Source organism: Frateuria sp. (genome assembly GCF_035943815.1).
In the GTDB taxonomy this organism is placed as follows: domain Bacteria; phylum Pseudomonadota; class Gammaproteobacteria; order Xanthomonadales; family Rhodanobacteraceae; genus Frateuria_A.
In genome coordinates this window covers 71,334-87,785 of the sequence record NZ_DASZBU010000018.1, presented here as the reverse complement: position 1 = coordinate 87,785, position 16,452 = coordinate 71,334, and the positions used below count along the sequence as shown (strand labels likewise).

At 68.1% G+C, this 16,452-nt stretch carries 14 protein-coding genes, 4 tRNA genes and 2 pseudogenes; 11 read left to right on the top strand and 9 right to left on the bottom strand.

The window, feature by feature from the left end; all coding sequences use genetic code 11:
• The 3 genes and pseudogenes from VGU65_RS13805 to VGU65_RS13795 form a co-directional block, all read right to left on the bottom strand.
• Nucleotides 1-237: pseudogene (locus VGU65_RS13805) on the bottom strand (UDP-glucose 6-dehydrogenase); the annotation flags it as partial.
• Between the two features lie 224 nt (nucleotides 238-461).
• Nucleotides 462-1,217, bottom strand: coding sequence for an FKBP-type peptidyl-prolyl cis-trans isomerase N-terminal domain-containing protein (locus VGU65_RS13800; RefSeq protein WP_327476638.1), 756 nt, complete (start codon nucleotides 1,215-1,217; stop codon nucleotides 462-464).
• Between the two features lie 154 nt (nucleotides 1,218-1,371).
• Nucleotides 1,372-3,126, bottom strand: a complete 1,755-nt coding sequence (locus VGU65_RS13795; RefSeq protein ID WP_327476636.1) for a cation:proton antiporter — start codon at nucleotides 3,124-3,126, stop codon at nucleotides 1,372-1,374.
• Nucleotides 3,127-3,273: 147 nt separating this feature from the next.
• On the opposite strand from VGU65_RS13795, the gene VGU65_RS13790 reads away from it, so the two are divergent.
• The 3 genes from VGU65_RS13790 to VGU65_RS13780 all read left to right on the top strand — a co-directional run bounded on the left by VGU65_RS13790 (nucleotide 3,274) and on the right by VGU65_RS13780 (nucleotide 3,549).
• A tRNA-Ala gene (locus VGU65_RS13790) sits at nucleotides 3,274-3,349 on the top strand.
• Between the two features lie 9 nt (nucleotides 3,350-3,358).
• Nucleotides 3,359-3,434: transfer RNA gene (locus VGU65_RS13785), tRNA-Glu, on the top strand.
• A 38-nt stretch (nucleotides 3,435-3,472) separates the two neighbouring features.
• Nucleotides 3,473-3,549, top strand: a tRNA-Asp gene (locus VGU65_RS13780).
• 132 nt (nucleotides 3,550-3,681) lie between these two features.
• On the opposite strand, the gene VGU65_RS13775 is transcribed toward VGU65_RS13780, so the two are convergent.
• Together VGU65_RS13775 and ppsR are read right to left on the bottom strand one after the other, a co-directional pair.
• The gene (locus VGU65_RS13775; protein WP_327476634.1) at nucleotides 3,682-4,152 is read right to left on the bottom strand and encodes a DUF1249 domain-containing protein; all 471 of its coding nucleotides are present in this window, start codon (nucleotides 4,150-4,152) and stop codon (nucleotides 3,682-3,684) included.
• A 16-nt stretch (nucleotides 4,153-4,168) separates the two neighbouring features.
• Nucleotides 4,169-4,984 carry a phosphoenolpyruvate synthetase regulatory kinase/phosphorylase PpsR gene (ppsR, locus tag VGU65_RS13770; protein ID WP_327476632.1) on the bottom strand — a complete coding sequence of 272 codons (816 nt, stop codon included), beginning with the start codon at nucleotides 4,982-4,984 and terminating at the stop codon, nucleotides 4,169-4,171.
• Nucleotides 4,985-5,208: 224 nt separating this feature from the next.
• On the opposite strand from ppsR, the gene ppsA reads away from it, so the two are divergent.
• From ppsA to VGU65_RS13750, 4 genes are all read left to right on the top strand, one after another.
• A complete protein-coding gene (gene ppsA / locus VGU65_RS13765; protein ID WP_327476630.1) occupies nucleotides 5,209-7,581 on the top strand; it encodes a phosphoenolpyruvate synthase in 2,373 nt (790 codons plus the stop codon).
• Between the two features lie 86 nt (nucleotides 7,582-7,667).
• Nucleotides 7,668-7,757, top strand: a tRNA-Ser gene (locus VGU65_RS13760).
• 114 nt (nucleotides 7,758-7,871) lie between these two features.
• Nucleotides 7,872-8,234 carry an LrgA gene (locus VGU65_RS13755; protein WP_327476628.1) on the top strand — a complete coding sequence of 121 codons (363 nt, stop codon included), beginning with the start codon at nucleotides 7,872-7,874 and terminating at the stop codon, nucleotides 8,232-8,234.
• A gap of 155 nt (nucleotides 8,235-8,389) precedes the next feature.
• Nucleotides 8,390-9,094 (top strand): PP2C family protein-serine/threonine phosphatase, encoded by a 705-nt coding sequence (locus VGU65_RS13750; protein ID WP_327476626.1) that lies wholly within the window; start codon nucleotides 8,390-8,392, stop codon nucleotides 9,092-9,094.
• Between the two features lie 45 nt (nucleotides 9,095-9,139).
• Here VGU65_RS13750 and dnaQ read toward each other — a convergent pair whose 3' ends face one another.
• From dnaQ to VGU65_RS13735, 3 genes are read right to left on the bottom strand one after another with little or no spacing between them, the layout of a single operon-like run.
• A complete protein-coding gene (dnaQ, locus tag VGU65_RS13745; protein ID WP_327476624.1) occupies nucleotides 9,140-9,871 on the bottom strand; it encodes a DNA polymerase III subunit epsilon in 732 nt (243 codons plus the stop codon).
• Nucleotides 9,868-10,311 (bottom strand): ribonuclease HI, encoded by a 444-nt coding sequence (gene rnhA, locus VGU65_RS13740; protein WP_327476622.1) that lies wholly within the window; start codon nucleotides 10,309-10,311, stop codon nucleotides 9,868-9,870. Before rnhA ends, dnaQ begins: the two co-directional genes overlap by 4 nt.
• A gap of 15 nt (nucleotides 10,312-10,326) precedes the next feature.
• Entirely contained in the window at nucleotides 10,327-11,007 is a 681-nt protein-coding gene (locus VGU65_RS13735; protein WP_327476620.1) for a methyltransferase domain-containing protein, read from the bottom strand.
• Nucleotides 11,008-11,206: 199 nt separating this feature from the next.
• Here VGU65_RS13735 and gloB point away from each other — a divergent pair, with 199 nt between their 5' ends.
• The 3 genes from gloB (at nucleotide 11,207) to VGU65_RS13720 (ending at nucleotide 14,651) form a co-directional block, all read left to right on the top strand.
• Nucleotides 11,207-11,968 carry a hydroxyacylglutathione hydrolase gene (gloB, locus tag VGU65_RS13730; RefSeq protein WP_327476618.1) on the top strand — a complete coding sequence of 254 codons (762 nt, stop codon included), beginning with the start codon at nucleotides 11,207-11,209 and terminating at the stop codon, nucleotides 11,966-11,968.
• Nucleotides 11,965-13,215 carry a transglycosylase SLT domain-containing protein gene (locus tag VGU65_RS13725; protein ID WP_327476616.1) on the top strand — a complete coding sequence of 417 codons (1,251 nt, stop codon included), beginning with the start codon at nucleotides 11,965-11,967 and terminating at the stop codon, nucleotides 13,213-13,215. Before gloB ends, VGU65_RS13725 begins: the two co-directional genes overlap by 4 nt.
• 110 nt (nucleotides 13,216-13,325) lie before the next feature.
• Nucleotides 13,326-14,651, top strand: a complete 1,326-nt coding sequence (locus tag VGU65_RS13720; RefSeq protein ID WP_327476614.1) for an amidohydrolase family protein — start codon at nucleotides 13,326-13,328, stop codon at nucleotides 14,649-14,651.
• Nucleotides 14,652-14,760: 109 nt separating this feature from the next.
• Here the strand turns inward: VGU65_RS13720 and VGU65_RS13715 are convergent, their stop codons facing one another.
• The gene (locus VGU65_RS13715; RefSeq protein ID WP_327476613.1) at nucleotides 14,761-15,774 is read right to left on the bottom strand and encodes a methyltransferase; all 1,014 of its coding nucleotides are present in this window, start codon (nucleotides 15,772-15,774) and stop codon (nucleotides 14,761-14,763) included.
• A 128-nt stretch (nucleotides 15,775-15,902) separates the two neighbouring features.
• On the opposite strand from VGU65_RS13715, the pseudogene VGU65_RS13705 reads away from it, so the two are divergent.
• Nucleotides 15,903-16,384: pseudogene (locus tag VGU65_RS13705) on the top strand (pyrimidine dimer DNA glycosylase/endonuclease V).
• Nucleotides 16,385-16,452: the final 68 nt, after the last annotated feature.

The window sequence follows — 16,452 nt, the reverse complement described above, 5'->3', positions numbered from 1 at the left end:
CACCTCGCCGTGGGCGATGCCGGCGGCGGCATCGGTCGTGAAATCGAGCCGGCCGCCCGCGAAGTTGCGTTTGACCATCGGCGCCAGGCCCGGCTCGAAGATCGGCACCTCGCCCTGCTTCAGGCGTGAGACCTTGGCCGTGTCCACGTCCACGCACAATACGTGGTTGCCCATCTCCGCCAGGCAGGTGCCCGTGACCAGGCCGACGTAGCCGGTGCCGAAGAGCGTGACTTTCATTCGTCCAATCCCACCGAAGGAACCGCCGATTCTAGCAGGGGCGCAGCAGCGGACGGGCATCGCGGGAAGAGGCCGCCGCTCGCCTGCCTGCCCTTAGGTGCGCGACAGCAGAAGACCACGGCGCGCGCATCCCACACGGGGACCACAGAGGGGCAGCCCAGCGGGGGCCGAAAAAAAAGGCGCGGATTGCTCCGCGCCCTCTGTACGACTTTCAGCGAAACCGCTTACTTGCCGGCTTCGCCCTGGCCGCCAGCCGGCGTCGGGCCGGTCTTCACCAGGGTCACGTCGAAGATGATCGTGGCGTTCGGCGGGAAGCCGTTCTGCGGCTGCGCGCCATAGGCCAGGTTCGACGGGATGTAGAGCATGTAGTGCGCGCCCGTCTTCATCAGCTCCAGGCCTTCGCGGAAGCCCGGGATCACCCCCTGCAGCGGGATCGAGGCCGGCGTATTGCCGTGTTCGGCGGAGGCATCGAACTTCTGGCCATCGACGAAGGTACCGACGTAGTTCACCTGCACGGTGTCGTTCGGGCCCGGACGCGCGCCGGTACCTTCGCTGATCACCTTGTACTGCAGGCCCGAGGCGGTGGTCTTCACGCCCGGCGCGCTCTTGTTCTTGGCGATGAAAGCCTCGCCCTTGGTCTTGTTCTCGGCGGCGACCTTTTCGTACTGGGCCTTGGCCTTGGCCTGCAGCTTGGCGACGAAGGCGTCACGCACGCTCTTGGCCTCAGCCTCGCTCATGGTCGGCTTCTGGCCCGAGAGCGCGGACTGCACGGCGCGGGCGACCGTCGCCGGATCGACTTCCTCGCGCACCAGCGGCGGCAGCTGGCTGGCCAGGTCCCAGCCGACCACGTAGCTGGCCTTGGTCTTGTCGACCGTGCCCGCGGCGCCAGACTTGGCGGCCTGGGCGTGGACGCCCGCGGTCATGCCCAGCGCAACGGCCAGAGCGGCCGCCGTCAGCGTGGGACGCAGAAAATGCTTCATCGAAAACTCCCTCGTGTATTGGATGTGCCGGCAATGCGACCGGGCCTCCCCGATGGAGGCAGGCCAGGCATTGTGAGGCGCGTCGAGCGGTCTTGGCAACGACACCGGCTGTCGACCGTCACGTTTGGGAAAGGTTCCCGTGTACCCGGCCCCGTCAGCCCGGCGGCGGCGGCCGTTCCAGTGTCTCGCGCAGAGCCGCCTGCAACCTGGCGTGCATTTTCACCAGCGCCCGCCAGAGCACCGCCGAAAGCGCCACGCCAGCTACCACCAGGACGATCGCCACGCCCCGCGGCGGCAGGATCGCCGAGCCCAGCACGCTCACCAACAGGCCCAGCGCCAGCAGCGCGCCCAGCGGGATCAGCCGCGCCAGCAGACTGCGGATGGCGTGGGTATAGCCGCCGGCGAAGTGCTCGCGGATGCCCAGTTCCGCCAGCAGCATGCCCAGCGCCTCCGCCTTGCGGTAGATGGCGATCAGCATCGGCAGCGACAGAAACAGCGCGGCGGCGAAGATCAGCGAATGGCGGGTGTCACGGTTCGCGCCGAAGCTGGAGAACCAGGCCCAGTTGTGCGCGTTGACGTAGGCCCCGATCACGAACAGGGTGACCACCAGCACGACATTGATCCCGATGTGCCAGAGCAGCCGACGCAGCATGGCCGCGATCATCGCGTTCTGCTCCACCGGCTTGAGCCCACCCAGCCAGCCCGAGTAGCTCGTCAGCAGCAGCCGCAGGGGCCCTGGCGCGATCCGGCGCATGCCGTCGACGATGCCGTTGGCATGTCCTACCAGATAGGGCGAAGCGGCCATGCAGACCACCGACACCGCCACCGCGATCGGATAGATGAACTCGCTGACCACGCCCAGCGAAGCGCCGAGCGCCGCAATGACGAAAGAGAACTCGCCGATCTGCGCCATGCTCAACCCCGTACGGATCGACGAGCGCGGATCCTTCCCCACCGCCACCATGCCCATGCCGACCGCCAGCGTCTTGCCCACCATCACCACCGCGGCGATGCCCAGCGCCGGAAGCGCGTATTGCCACAGCAGCATGGGATCGATCTTCAAGCCGATCGCCACGAAGAACAGCGCGGCGAACATGTCCCGCAGCGGCTCGACCAGCTGCATCACGCGATGAGCGTTGCGCGCCTCGGCGATCACCGCGCCGGCGAGGAACGCGCCCAGCGCCACGCTGAAACCCAGCCATGCCGCGAACAAGCTGGCTCCGAAACACACGCCCAAGGCGCTGACCAGCAAGGTCTCGTCCCGGCCGAAGCCGGCGACATAATCGATCAGCCTGGGCAGCAGCAACAGGCCGAGGATCATCCCGGCCACCACGAACAAGCCGACCTGCCCCACCACGGCCAGCGCAGTGCCCGCCTCCATCGCGCCGCCGATCGCCACCGCGCTCAGCACCGTCAGGATCACGATGGCGAGCACGTCCTCGGCAACCAGTACCCCCACCACCCGCTGCGCGAACGGCAGCTGCCGCAGTCCGCCTTCGGCGAGCGTGCGGGTCGCCACCATGGTCGAGGACAACGAGATCAGTGCGCCGAGGAACAGCGCATCCATGCTCTTCCAGCCCATCAGCTCACCCAGGCCGGTGCCGATCCAGAGCATCAGGCCTACCTCGATCACGGCGACCATCAGCACGCCGAGGCCGACCTCGCGCAGCTTGCGCACGCTGAACTCCAGGCCCAGCGTGAACATCAGCAGCACCACGCCGAGGTTGGAGATGTCGTCGATCGCACGGGGATCGCCGACCAGCATGCCCGGCGTGTGCGGGCCGATCAGCACACCGGCCAGGATGTAGCCCAGCAGCACGGGCTGGCGCAGGCGCTGGAACAGCACCGTGGTGGCGCCGGCCACGATCATCACCATGGCGAGGTCACCGATGAAACCGATCTCGTGCATGCGCGCTCCGCGAAGAGTGGCCAAGCAGCTTACGTCACAACCTGGTCGCCGACGCGACGTCGCCGGCGTGACGGAGGCGCGCAGAAATTTCGAAAAAAAGCTTGACGGAATTGCGAACCCTGCCTATTCTTTCTGGCTTCCAGCGGCGGGGCCATAGCTCAGCTGGGAGAGCGCCTGCATGGCATGCAGGAGGTCGGCGGTTCGATCCCGCCTGGCTCCACCAATCTTACCCGTCCCCATCGTCTAGAGGCCTAGGACATCACCCTTTCACGGTGGCGACCGGGGTTCGAATCCCCGTGGGGACGCCAAGGTTGGCCTCGCACTTTGTGTAGCTGGAAGACAACGCGGAGCGGTAGTTCAGTCGGTTAGAATGCTGGCCTGTCACGCCGGAGGTCGCGGGTTCGAGTCCCGTCCGCTCCGCCATCTACGAGAAGCCCGCCATGCGCGGGTTTTTTGTTGGGATTTTTTTCGTGCGCTCGTCCTTGAGCGCAACGGCCGATGCGGCCATCCGTGGCCGCACTTCCCGCAAGGGCTTCGCCCTTGCATCGCATCCGGTCAATCCTGCGCGTCGATGTGCTCGAGCGTTCCGACCGAATGCCCCTGCGCGGCCAGGTATTCCAGCCAGCGGGAAAGGAACCCGTTCATGCGCAAGCGATGCTGCAGCACCGTGTGCGCCTCCGGGAACGGTCCCAGCACCTGCCACAGGTGGCGCCCCGGATGGCAGTGCAGCGCCTCCGCCACGTGCGCGTCGGTGTACATGCGCAGCTGCGCCGACGGCGAGGGGTGGCCGGTGTTCGCATCCACGAAGCCGTAGGTCAGCTCCAGTTCCAGCGTGTAGGGATGTCGCTCCTGCACATGCATGTGCACGTCCAGCCCATCGTCCACGCTGGAGCGGTAGCGCCCTGGCGCCAGCGTCTGCGGCGCGAACAGGTGCGCCAGGCGGTGATAGTTTTCCGCATACAGGCCCATCAGGAACTCGAAGCGGCCCGGGAGCAAGGCGGAGCGGCTGTCCAATACGGCACTCATCGGTTCTACAGATACCTCAAAACATGGTGCGCTCGATACCGAAGCGTTCGAAGATCTTGCTGGCGATCTCTTCGATCGAAACGTGGGTGGTGTTGAGCGAGGAGATGCCCGCCTGGCGCATCAGCCGTTCGGCCTGCTCCAGTTCCCAGCGGCATTGCTGCAGGGTGGCGTAGCGACTGCCCGGACGGCGTTGCTCGCGGATCTGCGCAAGACGCTGCGGGTCGATGGAAAGTCCGAACAGGCGATCCTTGTACGGCTTGAGCCGCTTGGGCAGCTCCAGCTTGTCCAGGTCGTCGTCGGTGAGTGGATAGTTGGCGGCTTTGACACCGTAATGCAAGGCCATGTAGAGGCATGTGGGCGTCTTGCCCGAGCGCGACACGCCGACCAGGATCAGGTCGGCCTGCTCGTAGTCCACGTCGATGCCGTCGTCGTGCGCGAGCGCATAGTTGGTGGCGTTGATGCGCGCCTCGTACTTGTCGAAGTCGACCAGGCCGTGCGAGCGGTTGACGGCACCCGAGCGCTTGGCGGCCAGTTCCTCTTCCAGCGGCCCGATGAAGGGCGCGAACACGTCCAGCATCAGCGCGCCGCTTGCGGCGACGATCTCGCACAAGCCGCGGTCGGCCATGGTGTTGACCACGATCGGCCGCTCGCCGGTCTGCGCGTAGCGCGTCTTGATGCGCAGCGCAGCGGCCTCGGCCTTATGCGGATCGTCCACGAACGGCAGGCGATGCTTGTCGAAATGGATGCCCTCGAACTGGGCGAGGATGGAGTTGCCGATCGTCTCCGCGGTAATACCAGTGGAGTCGGAGATGAAAAAAACCGTGCGTTGCATGCGGATGTCCATTCGCCCGAAGGTGGCCTGCCCGGAACCTTAGCGCATGCGGCGAAGCCCGTGTTCGCTTGACTCCCGGCTGACTGGTATGCAGTTGGCCCGGCGCCGCGAACAAATGGTCTTCTTGTGCCATGCACCATCGACAGCGGACAATACCAGTCCTTTGCGGCCCGGAATCCGGACCTGCGCAGCGCATTTCCCCAAGCTTTTCTAAGGAGAGTCACTTGAACGACCTGGTGCTTTGGCTGGACAAACTGCGCATGACCGACCTGGGCAAGGTGGGCGGCAAGAACGCCTCCCTCGGCGAGATGATCGGCAACCTCGCCAAGCTCGGCGTCTCGGTGCCCGGCGGCTTCGCCACCACCGCCGACGCCTTCCAGCAATACCTGGACAAGAGCGGCGTGGCCAAGCGCATCCGCGAGCGCCTGGCGTCGCTGGACGTCGACGACGTCGAGGCGCTGACCGCCGCCGGCAAGGAGATCCGCAGCTGGGTCACCGAAACGCCGCTGCCGCAGGAGCTGGACCAGGCGATCCGCGAGGCCTACGCCAGGCTGTGCAAGGACGCCGGCGCCGACGACATCGCCGTGGCCGTGCGTTCGTCGGCGACCGCCGAAGACCTCCCGGACGCATCCTTCGCCGGCCAGCAGGAAACCTTCCTGAACGTGGTCGGCATCGACGACGTGCTGCACAAGGTCAAGGAGGTCTTCGCCTCGCTCTACAACGACCGCGCGATCGCCTACCGCGTGCACCAGGGCTTCAAGCACGAGGAGGTGTTCCTCTCCGCCGGCGTGCAGCTGATGGTGCGCTCGGACATCGGCGCCTCGGGCGTGCTGTTCACGCTGGACACCGAATCGGGCTTCCGCGACGTCGTGTTCGTCACCGGCTCCTACGGCCTGGGCGAGATGGTCGTGCAGGGCGCGGTCAACCCCGATGAGTTCTACGTGTTCAAGCCCACGCTGAAAGCGGGCAAGCCCGCCCTGCTCCGCCGCAGCCTGGGCGCCAAGCAACAGCGCATGGTCTATTCGGACAAGCTGGGCGAGCGCGTACGCATCGAGGAAACCCCGGCCGAGCTGCGCAACCGGTTCTGCATCTCCGATGAGGACGTGCAGGAGCTGTCCAAGCAGGCGCTGGTCATCGAGCAGCATTACGGCCGCCCGATGGATATCGAGTGGGCGAAGGACGGCAATACCGGCAAGCTCTACATCGTCCAGGCGCGTCCGGAGACGGTGAAGTCGCGCGCCCATGCCACGCAGCTGGAACGCTTCCAGCTCAACGAGAAGGGCAAGGTGCTGGCCGAGGGTCGTGCCATCGGCCAGAAGATCGGCTCGGGCAAGGCCCGCGTGGTCAAGTCGATCAGCCAGATGCACGAGTTCCAGAACGGCGACGTGCTGGTCGCCGACATGACCGATCCCGACTGGGAGCCGATCATGAAGCGCGCCGCCGCCATCGTGACCAATCGCGGCGGCCGCACCTGCCACGCCGCGATCATCGCGCGCGAGCTCGGCGTGCCGGCGGTGGTCGGCACCGGCAACGCGCTGCAGACGATTCCCGACGGCGCCGAGATCACCGTGTCCTGCGCCGAGGGCGATACCGGCACCATCTACGAGGGCAAGCTCGCCTTCGACCGCATCACAGCGGACCTGGGCGCCATGCCCGAGGCCCCGCTGAAGATCATGATGAACGTCGCCAACCCCGAGCGCGCGTTCGACTTCGGCATGCTGCCCAATGCCGGCATCGGCCTGGCGCGGCTGGAGATGATCATCGCCAGCCACATCGGCGTGCATCCGAAGGCGCTGCTCGAATACAACCGGCAGGATGCCGAGACCAAGGCCAAGATCGACGAGCGCATGGCCGGCTACGCCGACCCGGTGAGCTTCTACGTTGACCGCCTGGCCGAAGGCATCGCGACCATCGCCGCCTCGGTGTATCCCAAGCCGGTGATCGTGCGCCTGTCCGACTTCAAGTCCAACGAATACGCCGGGCTGATCGGCGGCGCGCGCTATGAGCCGCACGAAGAGAACCCGATGATCGGCTACCGCGGCGCCAGCCGCTACGTCGACCCGGGCTTCGCCGAGTCCTTCGCGCTGGAGTGCAAGGCGGTCAAGAAGGTGCGAGAGACGATGGGCCTCACCAACGTGTGGGTGATGATCCCGTTCGTGCGCACGCTGGGCGAAGGCCGCAAGGTGGTCGAGGTGCTGGACAAGAACGGCCTCAAGCAGGGCCAGAACGATTTGAAGGTCATCATGATGTGCGAGGTGCCCTCCAACGCCCTGCTCGCCGAGGAGTTCCTGGAGATCTTCGACGGTTTCTCGATCGGCTCCAACGACCTCACCCAGCTCACGCTCGGCCTGGACCGAGATTCGGGCATCGTCGCCAGCCTGTTCGACGAACGCGACCCGGCGGTCAAGAAGCTGCTCGCCCTGGCCATCAAGACCGCGCGCGAGAAGGGCAAGTACGTCGGCATCTGCGGCCAGGGCCCGAGCGATCATCCGGACTTGGCCGAGTGGCTGATGGACCAGGGCATCGAGTCGGTGTCGCTCAACCCCGACACGGTCGTCGACACTTGGCTGCGGCTGGCGAAGAAGAAGGCGGGCTGAGACCCAAGCGGTCATGCCGGGAGCGCTTGTCAGAACTCCCGGCTCCCCGTAAAATCGCCGGCTCGCGCCGACCCGCGCACCTTTTCGGAGAGGTGGCAGAGTGGTCGAATGTACCTGACTCGAAATCAGGCGTACGTGTAAGCGTACCGTGGGTTCGAATCCCACCCTCTCCGCCAGAAATGCATCTAAGCCCCTGCTTTCGGGGGCTTTTTTGTTGCCGTACGATCATGTCCATTCGCCGCACCGTCACACGTTGGTGGCTTGGACTCAAACTGGTTGGTGGATCGCCTATGAACACTGCTCAGCCGCAGCGCACTTGGGACAAAGTGGAGTCCATCACCAGCCTGTGTCTTCTGGTGGTGCTCGTCTCCGTCATCGGGTGCCGCTTGATTTTCGCGCCCTGGTGGCCAATGCCGGTCCTTGACTTAGTGGCATCCTCGATCGCCGTCGCTCTCATCACGGCAAGCTTATGGGTTGCTCGCCATCGCCGCAGCTGGCGCCTTTGGGTCGTCGCCTACGCGAGCGCCACGCAACTGGTCCCGATGGTATGCCGCACACCTGCATTGATCCTTCCGCTGGTGGGCGCGTTGGTGCCTGTAGCCGTCCTGCTGGTGTGTCTGGCAGCGCTCTCAAAGAAGAAACCAGCCCACTGATAGACGGGCAAAATGAGGTAACGGGTCAAAGGGTTAAGGCTCAAGGGGAGGCCATGCTTTTCGAAGGCATGGAGGCCTGACGTCGACATTCGCATTTTTGCGAAGCCTGCCTGCATCCGGCATGCTGGGCATCGCTTCGACTACCCATCGCCCCCATGATCGAGTTCGGACACGGCACCCACGTCGGCCTGCGCCGCGCGAGCAACGAAGATACCTACTACGCCGATCCGGCACTGGGCCTGTTCCTGGTGGCCGACGGCATGGGCGGGCACCAGCATGGTGAGGTGGCCGCGGCGCTGGTGCGCGATGCCATCGTGGAGCAGGTCGCGCAAGGGCGCGGCCTGGTCGAGGCAGTGCGCGGTGCGGGCGAGCGCCTGCTCAGGCAGGCTGGCGGCTCGCCCGATGCGCCGCCGATGGGCACGACCGTCGCCGCCCTGCGCCTGTCCGGCGACCGCTACGAGGTGGCCTGGGTCGGCGACAGCCGCATCTACCTCTGGCAGGCGGACACGCTGCGCCAGGTCAGCCACGACCATTCGCTGGTGCAGGAACTGGTCGCCGCCGGCCAGCTCGATCCGGCACTGGCCGAGCGCCATCCGCAGCGCAACGTATTGACCCAGGCGCTCGGCGTCACCGCGATCGAGCACCTGCACGTCGGCATGGCCCGCGGGCGGACCGAATCAGGCAGCGCGTTTGTGCTGTGCAGCGATGGACTGACCGAGGGCCTGGCGGACGCCACGATCGCTCGGATCGTCGGTCGCAACGATCTCGCCGCACAGGAATGCGTCGATCACCTGCTCCTCGCCGCGCTCGATGGCAGCGCGGACGACAACATCACGGTGATTCTGGCGCGCGTGAAGTAACCGGCGGATGCAAATACCCCGGCGCCCGTTGCGTGTGCCGGATTCTCAGGCCTCCGCGGCCAGTACCTCGGCCGGCGCACGGCGCCAAACGCTGCCGCCTTGGGCGGCCTTGTCCAGCGCATCCAGGCGCTGTTCGTGCGCGGCCAGTTCGGCGGCATCGGCACGCAGCACGCGCGGACGGCGCAGCAGCGCGACCGGCGCCAGCACCGCGGCGCCGCCTTCCTCGGCCGCATGATCGAAGGCCAGGTCCAGTGCCACCTGGCCCGAGGTCATCGCCAGGTAGACGTCGGCCAGCAGCTGGGCGTCGATCAGGCCGCCGTGCAGGTCGCGCGCGGAGTTGTCCACGCCCAGGCGCTTGCACAGCGCGTCCAGGCTGTTGCGCTGGCCGGGGTAGCGTTCGCGCGCCATCGCCAGCGTGTCGATCACGCGGCAGCGATCGGCGATGCAGCCCAGGTGCGCGCCCACGCGCGCCAGCTCTGCATCGAGGAAGCCGACGTCGAAGCTCGCGTTGTGGATGATCAGCTCGGCGTCGCCGATGAAAGCCAGGAACTCTTCCACCACCTCGGCGAAATGCGGCTTGTCGAGCAGGAACTCGTCCTCGATGCCGGTGACCTGCCGCGCGCCTTCGTCGATCGCGCGTTCGGGGTTCAGGTAGGTCTGCCAGTGCCGCCCGCTGGGCCGGCGCTCGATCAGTTCCACGCAGGCGATTTCGATCAGCCGGTGCCCCTGGCGCACTTCCAGGCCAGTGGTCTCGGTATCCAGAACGATCTGCCTCATGCCCTGCCCCTGTGACGCTCGGCCTGTTCGCGCGCCGCCACGTCCACCCGTTCGTTTTCCACGTGGCCGTTGTGGCCGCGCACCCACTGCCAGCGTACCTGATGGGGCGACTTGGCCGCCGCCAGCCGCTCCCACAGGTCCTGGTTCTTCACCGGCTTCTTGTCGGAGGTGCGCCAGCCGTTGGCGACCCAGCGCGGCAGCCACTCTTCGATGCCCTGCATGACGTAGCGCGAATCGGTGGTGAGCACGACCTTGCACGGGCGCGTCAGCGCCTCCAGCGCGCCGATCGCGGCCATCAGCTCCATGCGGTTGTTGGTGGTGTCCGGCTCGCCGCCGGCGAGCAGGCGCTCGACACCCTTGGCGCGCAGCAGCGCGGCCCAGCCGCCGGGCCCGGGGTTGCCCAGGCAGGCGCCGTCGGTGAACGCTTCGACTTCGGTCATCGTTTCCCGGAGACCTCAGGCGGCGGCGCTGCGGCGTGCGCCGGGCGCGAGTCCGGCCACCGGCGCTGCGGCGATCGCCCGCGGACGCAGCCGGATCGGTGCGGTGGCCTGGCGCCGCTTGCGTGCGATCAGCAGATAGCCGCCACCCAGCGGACCGCCATGGTGCGGCACGGTAGCAGAGCTGGGCCACAGCGGCCCCACCCGCTGCACGCGTTCGACGTTGAGCTCGGCGCTGCGCAGCCAGCGTCCGATGCGCAACGGCGATTCGGGATTCACGCCGGCCCGGGCCCGCCACAGCAGCCAGGGCAGCCAGCCGCTCGCCGGGTGCATGCCGGTCAGCGCCAGCATGCCGCCGGGCGCCAGCACGCGCGCGGCCTCGCGCAGCAGCACCTGCGGATCCCGCGCTACTTCCACGGCATGGTTCAGCAGGACCAGGCCGAAGGCATCGTCGAGGAACGGCAGCGGCTCGTCGGTGCGGGCGTGCAGGTCGCCGCCGCAACGGTTGCCGTCCAGGTGCAGGTGCACCCAGCGGTCGAGCATCGGTGAAGCGGGCGGCTGAGCGTGCGCGACCGCCGAAACCTGCAGCGCATAGGCACCGACACAACGCTGCAGCTCTCCGGCCAGCGCCTGCGCCTCCGCGGCGAGCAGGCCGCGCATGGGTTTGCTGGCATAGATGTCTTGATTGCGCTGTGCCATGTCGCGCCCGGATCTCCCAAAAGGGGAGTGTAGCCGCTGGGGCCCGAAAGCGCGTCACGCATCGCCATGGCGAGGCTGAACGCAAATCGCGTGTTTAACGACTCACTAACGTCGTGCCCCGCAGACGCCGCCTATAGTCGAGCGCCCCGCGCAAGCGCTTGCCTGCGCCAGTCGATACGAAAAGCTGCGGAGACCGTTCTTGCACGTCGTACCGTTACCGGCGCTCGCCGACAACTACATATGGTTGCTGCACGACGACCGCGGCCAGGCGATCGTCGTCGATCCCGGCGACCGAGCCCCGGTCGAGGCCGCCCTGCAGGAGCGGGCGCTGCAGCTGCGCGCCATTTTGCTCACCCACCACCACAACGACCACATCGGCGCCGCTGCCGCACTGCGCGAGCGCCACGGCGCCGAGGTGGTGGCGCCATGGGACGAGCGCATCGCCGACGCCGACCGCCGCGTGGGCGACGGCGACGCGTTCACGCTGGAACAGCCGCAGGCCCGCTTCGACGTGCTCGCGGTGCCCGGCCACACGCGCAGCCACATCGCCTATGTCGGTGCCGGCGTGCTGCTCTGCGGCGATACCTTGTTCAGCCTCGGCTGCGGGCGCCTGTTCGAGGGCACGCCGGCGCAGATGCTCGCCTCGCTGGAACGGCTTGCCGCCTTGCCCGGCGATACGCTGGTCTGCTGCGGCCACGAATACACCGCGGCCAACGGCCGCTTCGCCCGCCAGGTGGACCCCGCCAACCCGGAACTGGCCGCGCGCTGCGAACGTGTCGCGGCCGTCCGCGAGCAAGGGCAGCCCACCGTGCCGGTGCCGCTGTCCAGCGAACTGGCCTGCAATCCCTTCCTGCGCATCGACAGCGACGCGCTGGTCCAGTGGGGCCGGCGGCACGCCGCCGGCGACCGCATCGCGCGCTTTGCAGCACTGCGCGCCGCCAAGGACGCTTTCCAAGGATGAAACACCGTCTGCGCCCCCTGCCGCTCGCGCTCGCGCTGCTGCTGACCGCCTGCGCCACCGCGCCCACGTCCCGGCCCCACGCTCCCGGCGTCGAGCCGCCGACGGCCGAGATCCACGACATCGCCACGGCCAAGCAGGCCAGCCCCACGGTCACGACCGGCAGCGACGTCTGGGACCGCCTGCGCGGCAGCTTCGCGATGGCCGACTGCGCCGGCGACCCGGGTATCGAGGCCTGGGCCCGTCGCTACACCGCCTCCCCGCAGCGGTTCGAGTCGCAGATGCGCGCGGTGCTGCCGCGGCTGCTCTACGTGCAGGAAATCGCCGCGCGCCACGAGGTGCCCGGCGAATTTGCGCTATTGCCCTGGGTGGAAAGCCACTTCCGGCCGGTACCGCCGCAGAAGAGCCGCCCGGCCGGCATGTGGCAGATCGTGCCGAACACGGCACGCCACATGGGCCTGGCGGTCGACCGCACCTACGACGCCCGGCTCGACCTCACCGCCTCCACCGATGCGGTGATGGCCCTGCTCAGCCACTACCACGACTGGTTCCAGGACTGGCGGCTGGCCGACTATGCGTACAACGCCGGCCGCTTCAGCATCGACCGCCTGCTGGCCCGTGACGGCGCGCCGCCGTCCGGGCAGGCGGTACCGGTGATGCAGGTGCGTGCGGGCACGCGCGAGCACCTGGTCAAGCTGCTGGCGATCGCCTGCGTGGTGCGCGAGCCAGAACGCTTCGGCGTCACCCTGCCGGTGCTCGAGGACGAGCAGCAGTTGGTCGAAGTGGCCGTGACCCAGCGGTTGTCGCTGGACAAGGCGGCGCGCCTGACGGGCATGTCGCCCTCGACGCTGGCCAGCCTCAACGCGGGCTACCGCAATGGCGTCGTGGACGCCCGCCGTGGCGGCAGCCTGCTGCTGCCGCGCAAGCAGGCAGCGCAATTGCGCACGGCCCTGCTGGCGCAGGCCACCGGCGGCTCGGCCAACCTGATGGCCAGCGTGGGAGCCGCGCCCGCCCTGCCCGACCTGGGCGACGACCCGTCCCCGGCGACACGTCGGCCGGAGAATGTCCCGCCGCCGCCCGCGCCGGCCGCCACGGCGCAGGTGCACACGCACGTGGTCAAGGCCGGCGACACGCTGCTCAAGATCGCGCAGCACTACCACGTGCGGGTGGCCCAATTGAGGCACTGGAACCACCTGCACGGCGACGACATCCAGATCGGCCAGAAGCTGGCGGTGAGCGCTACGCACTGATCCGCTTCGCGGCCGCTCGGCCTCCGCGTGCGCTTCATTGCGTCCAACCGATGGGTCCGACCGCCACGGCGGTGATACAAAGGCCCGTCAGGCCCCTCCGGAGAACGCCCATGCCCCATCGCCCACGCCACGTCCTGGCCGCCTTGCTCGGCCTGCTGCTGGCCGGCACCGCCGTCGCCGCGCCGGTGCGCAAGCCGGCCGACCACCCTTGGCTGCTCAAGGCCGATCGCGTCTTCGACGCCCGCGGCGAGCAGGCGCACCCCGGCTGGGTCGTACTGGTGCAGGGCGACCGCATCGCCGCCATCGGCCCGGCGGGCCAGGTCCAGGCCCCGCCCGGCACGCAGACCATCGAGCTGCCCGGCACCACCCTGCTGCCAGGCCTGATCGACGCGCACTCGCACATCTTCCTGCACCCGTACAACGAAACCCTGTGGAACGACCAGGTGCTCAAGGAGAGCCTGCCCTACCGCACCGTCGAGGCCGTGCAGCACGCGCACGACACGCTGATGGCCGGCTTCACCGCGCTGCGCGACCTGGGCACCGAGGGCGCCGGCTACGCCGACGTGGACGTGCAGCGCGCCATCGACCAGGGCCTGATCCCCGGCCCGCACCTGTTCGTCGCCACCCGCGCCACCATCGCCAGCCATTGCTACGGCCCCGGCCCGATGGGCGTTCGCAGCGATCTGGACCTGCCGCAAGGCGGCATCCCGGTCAGCGGCGTGCCGCAGATGATCGACGCGGTGCGCGATCAGGCCGGCCACGGCGCCGACTGGATCAAGATCTACGCCGACTACCACTGCGGCAAGAGCCACGGCTCGGTGCCCACCTTCAGCGAAGAAGAACTGAAGGCCGGCGTCGAAACGGCGCACTCGCTGGGCCTGCCCGTATCCGTGCACTCGACCACGCCCGAAGGCATGCGTCGCGCCGTGCTGGCCGGCGTGGACACCATCGAGCACGGCTACGGCGGCACCGCCGAAGTGTTCGCGCTGATGAAGCAGCACGGCGTCGCCTACCTGCCCACGCTGGAAGCCGAAGCCGCCTACGCCGAATACTTCCGCGGCTGGAAGCCCGGCCAGCCGCTCGATGCCGACATGCAGCAGTCCGCCCATGCCTTCAAGCTCGCCATGCAGGCCGGCGTCACCATCGGCAACGGCAGCGACGTGGGCGTGTTCACCCACGGCGACAACTACAAGGAACTGGCGTGGATGGTGCGCGACGGCATGCGCCCCGCCCAGGCCCTGCTCGCCGCCACCGCCGTCGACGCGAAGATCCTGCGCCAGCAGGATAAATTCGGTCAGCTCAAGCCCGGGCTGGACGCCGACATCATCGCCGTACAGGGCGACCCCACCACCGACATCGGCGCACTGCAGCACGTGCCGTTCGTGATGAAGGGTGGGGTGATCTACAAGCAGGGCGGGACGGAAACCTCGCGCTGATCGGTGGTGGAGGGCGGATTGTCCTTGGCGAGCACTTGAAAGTGAATAAGTCGTCGAGCCGTTCAATTGGCGTCTTGTGGCCATATCCCTACCGCAACACCCGCCGTAGCTACCGGATCCCCACCACCATTGAATCCGGCCCCACCAGGTGCTCGACGCGCGTCTGGCGAAAGCCGGCGTCCGTCATCCAACCGGCGCAATCGGCGCCGGTGTAGTCGAAGCCGCCGGGGGTCTCGATCAGCATGTTGAGGCTCATCAGCAGGCCGAAGGCGTTGCTCTTGCGCTCGTCGTCGATGATCGACTCGTACACCAACAGCGCGCCGCCGTCGGGCAGCGCGTCGTAGGCCTTGCCGATCAGCATGCGTTTGGTCGGTAGGTCCCAGTCGTGCAGGATGTGACCCATCAGCACGACGTCGGCCTGGGGCAGCGCCTGGTCGAAGAAGCTGCCGGGCGTGAAGGTGACGCGGTCGGCGACGCCGAGGGCGCGCACGTGTTCCTCGAAGATCGGGCGCACCGGCGGCAGGTCGAAGCCGGTGCCGTGCAGGTGCGGATGGGCCAGCGCGATCTGCGCGGCGAGATCGCCCTGCGCCGTGCCGACGTCGACGAAGGTGCGGTAGTCCGCCCATGGGAACTGGCGGGCGATCGCCAGGTTGGCGCCGTGGCTGATGCCGGTCATCGCGGCGAGGAATTGCCTCAGCCGCGCCGGGTCGGCGTAGAGCGTGTCGAACAGGTCCGGATCGCCGTGCGCGACTTCGTTCTGCGGCAGGCCGGTGCGCAGTGCCTGGGTCAGGCCGGCCCAGAACGGATAGAGGCGCGCGTTGGCCATCTCCAGGATGCCGCCGACGTAGGACGGCTTGCCGCGGTCGAGGAACAGCTCGGTGTCGGGCGTGTTGGCGTAGCGGCCGTCGCTGCGCGTGAGGAAGCCCAGCGCGACCAGCGCGTCGAGGAAGTCGCGCGCCGCGCGCGGGTGCAGGCCCAGCGCGTCGCGCAGGCTCTCCAGCGCCTGCGGGCCGTAGGCAAGCTCGGTGAACACGCCGAGCTCGATCGCGCTGAGCAGGGTCTTGGAGGCCCAGAACGCCAGGCCGGTCTGCAGGATGGTGTCAGGAGTGGGTTGCGCTTGCATGCGGGTCGCTCCGGCAGGCACCGCGCGAGCGGTGCGGGTGCGTCGGCCCGAGGGCATGCGTAACCGGAACCGGGGCCGGCGAAGCAGCTAGTTGTCCCTGCCCGGTGTGCGGATCGGGGCGAGCCATAATGCCACCCGCTCCGTCGACCGGCCTTCACATGCGCCTCTGGACCCTGCACCCCAAGCACCTGGACCGCCAGGGCCTGCTCGCCCTGTGGCGCGAGGGCTGCTGGCGCGCGCCGTGCTGCGCGGACAGACGCGCGGCTACCGGCACCATCCGCAACTGGAGCGTTTCCGGGCGCACGCCGCGCCCGAGGTGGCGATCGATGCCTACCTTGCCGTGGTGCAGCAGGAGGCCGCCGTACGCGGCTATGCCTTCGACCGCGGCAAGCTCGGTCCGCTGGTGCCCGCCGCCGGGATCGTGGTGACGGCCGGCCAGTTGGAGTTCGAGTGGCAGCACCTTCTCGCCAAGCTGACGCTGCGCGATCCGGCGCTGCTGGAGCGCTGGCGCACCAAGCGTCCTGCCTGCCATCCACTGTTCCTGCTCGAACCCGGACCGATGGCTCCGTGGGAGCGCCCTGCCGCGCGCGGCCGGTCGGACGCGCGCTGACCGCATCGATGCTCACCTTGCGGGCCGGCGTCCCTTGCCGGGTCACCGCAGGGCCCCGCGGCGAACAC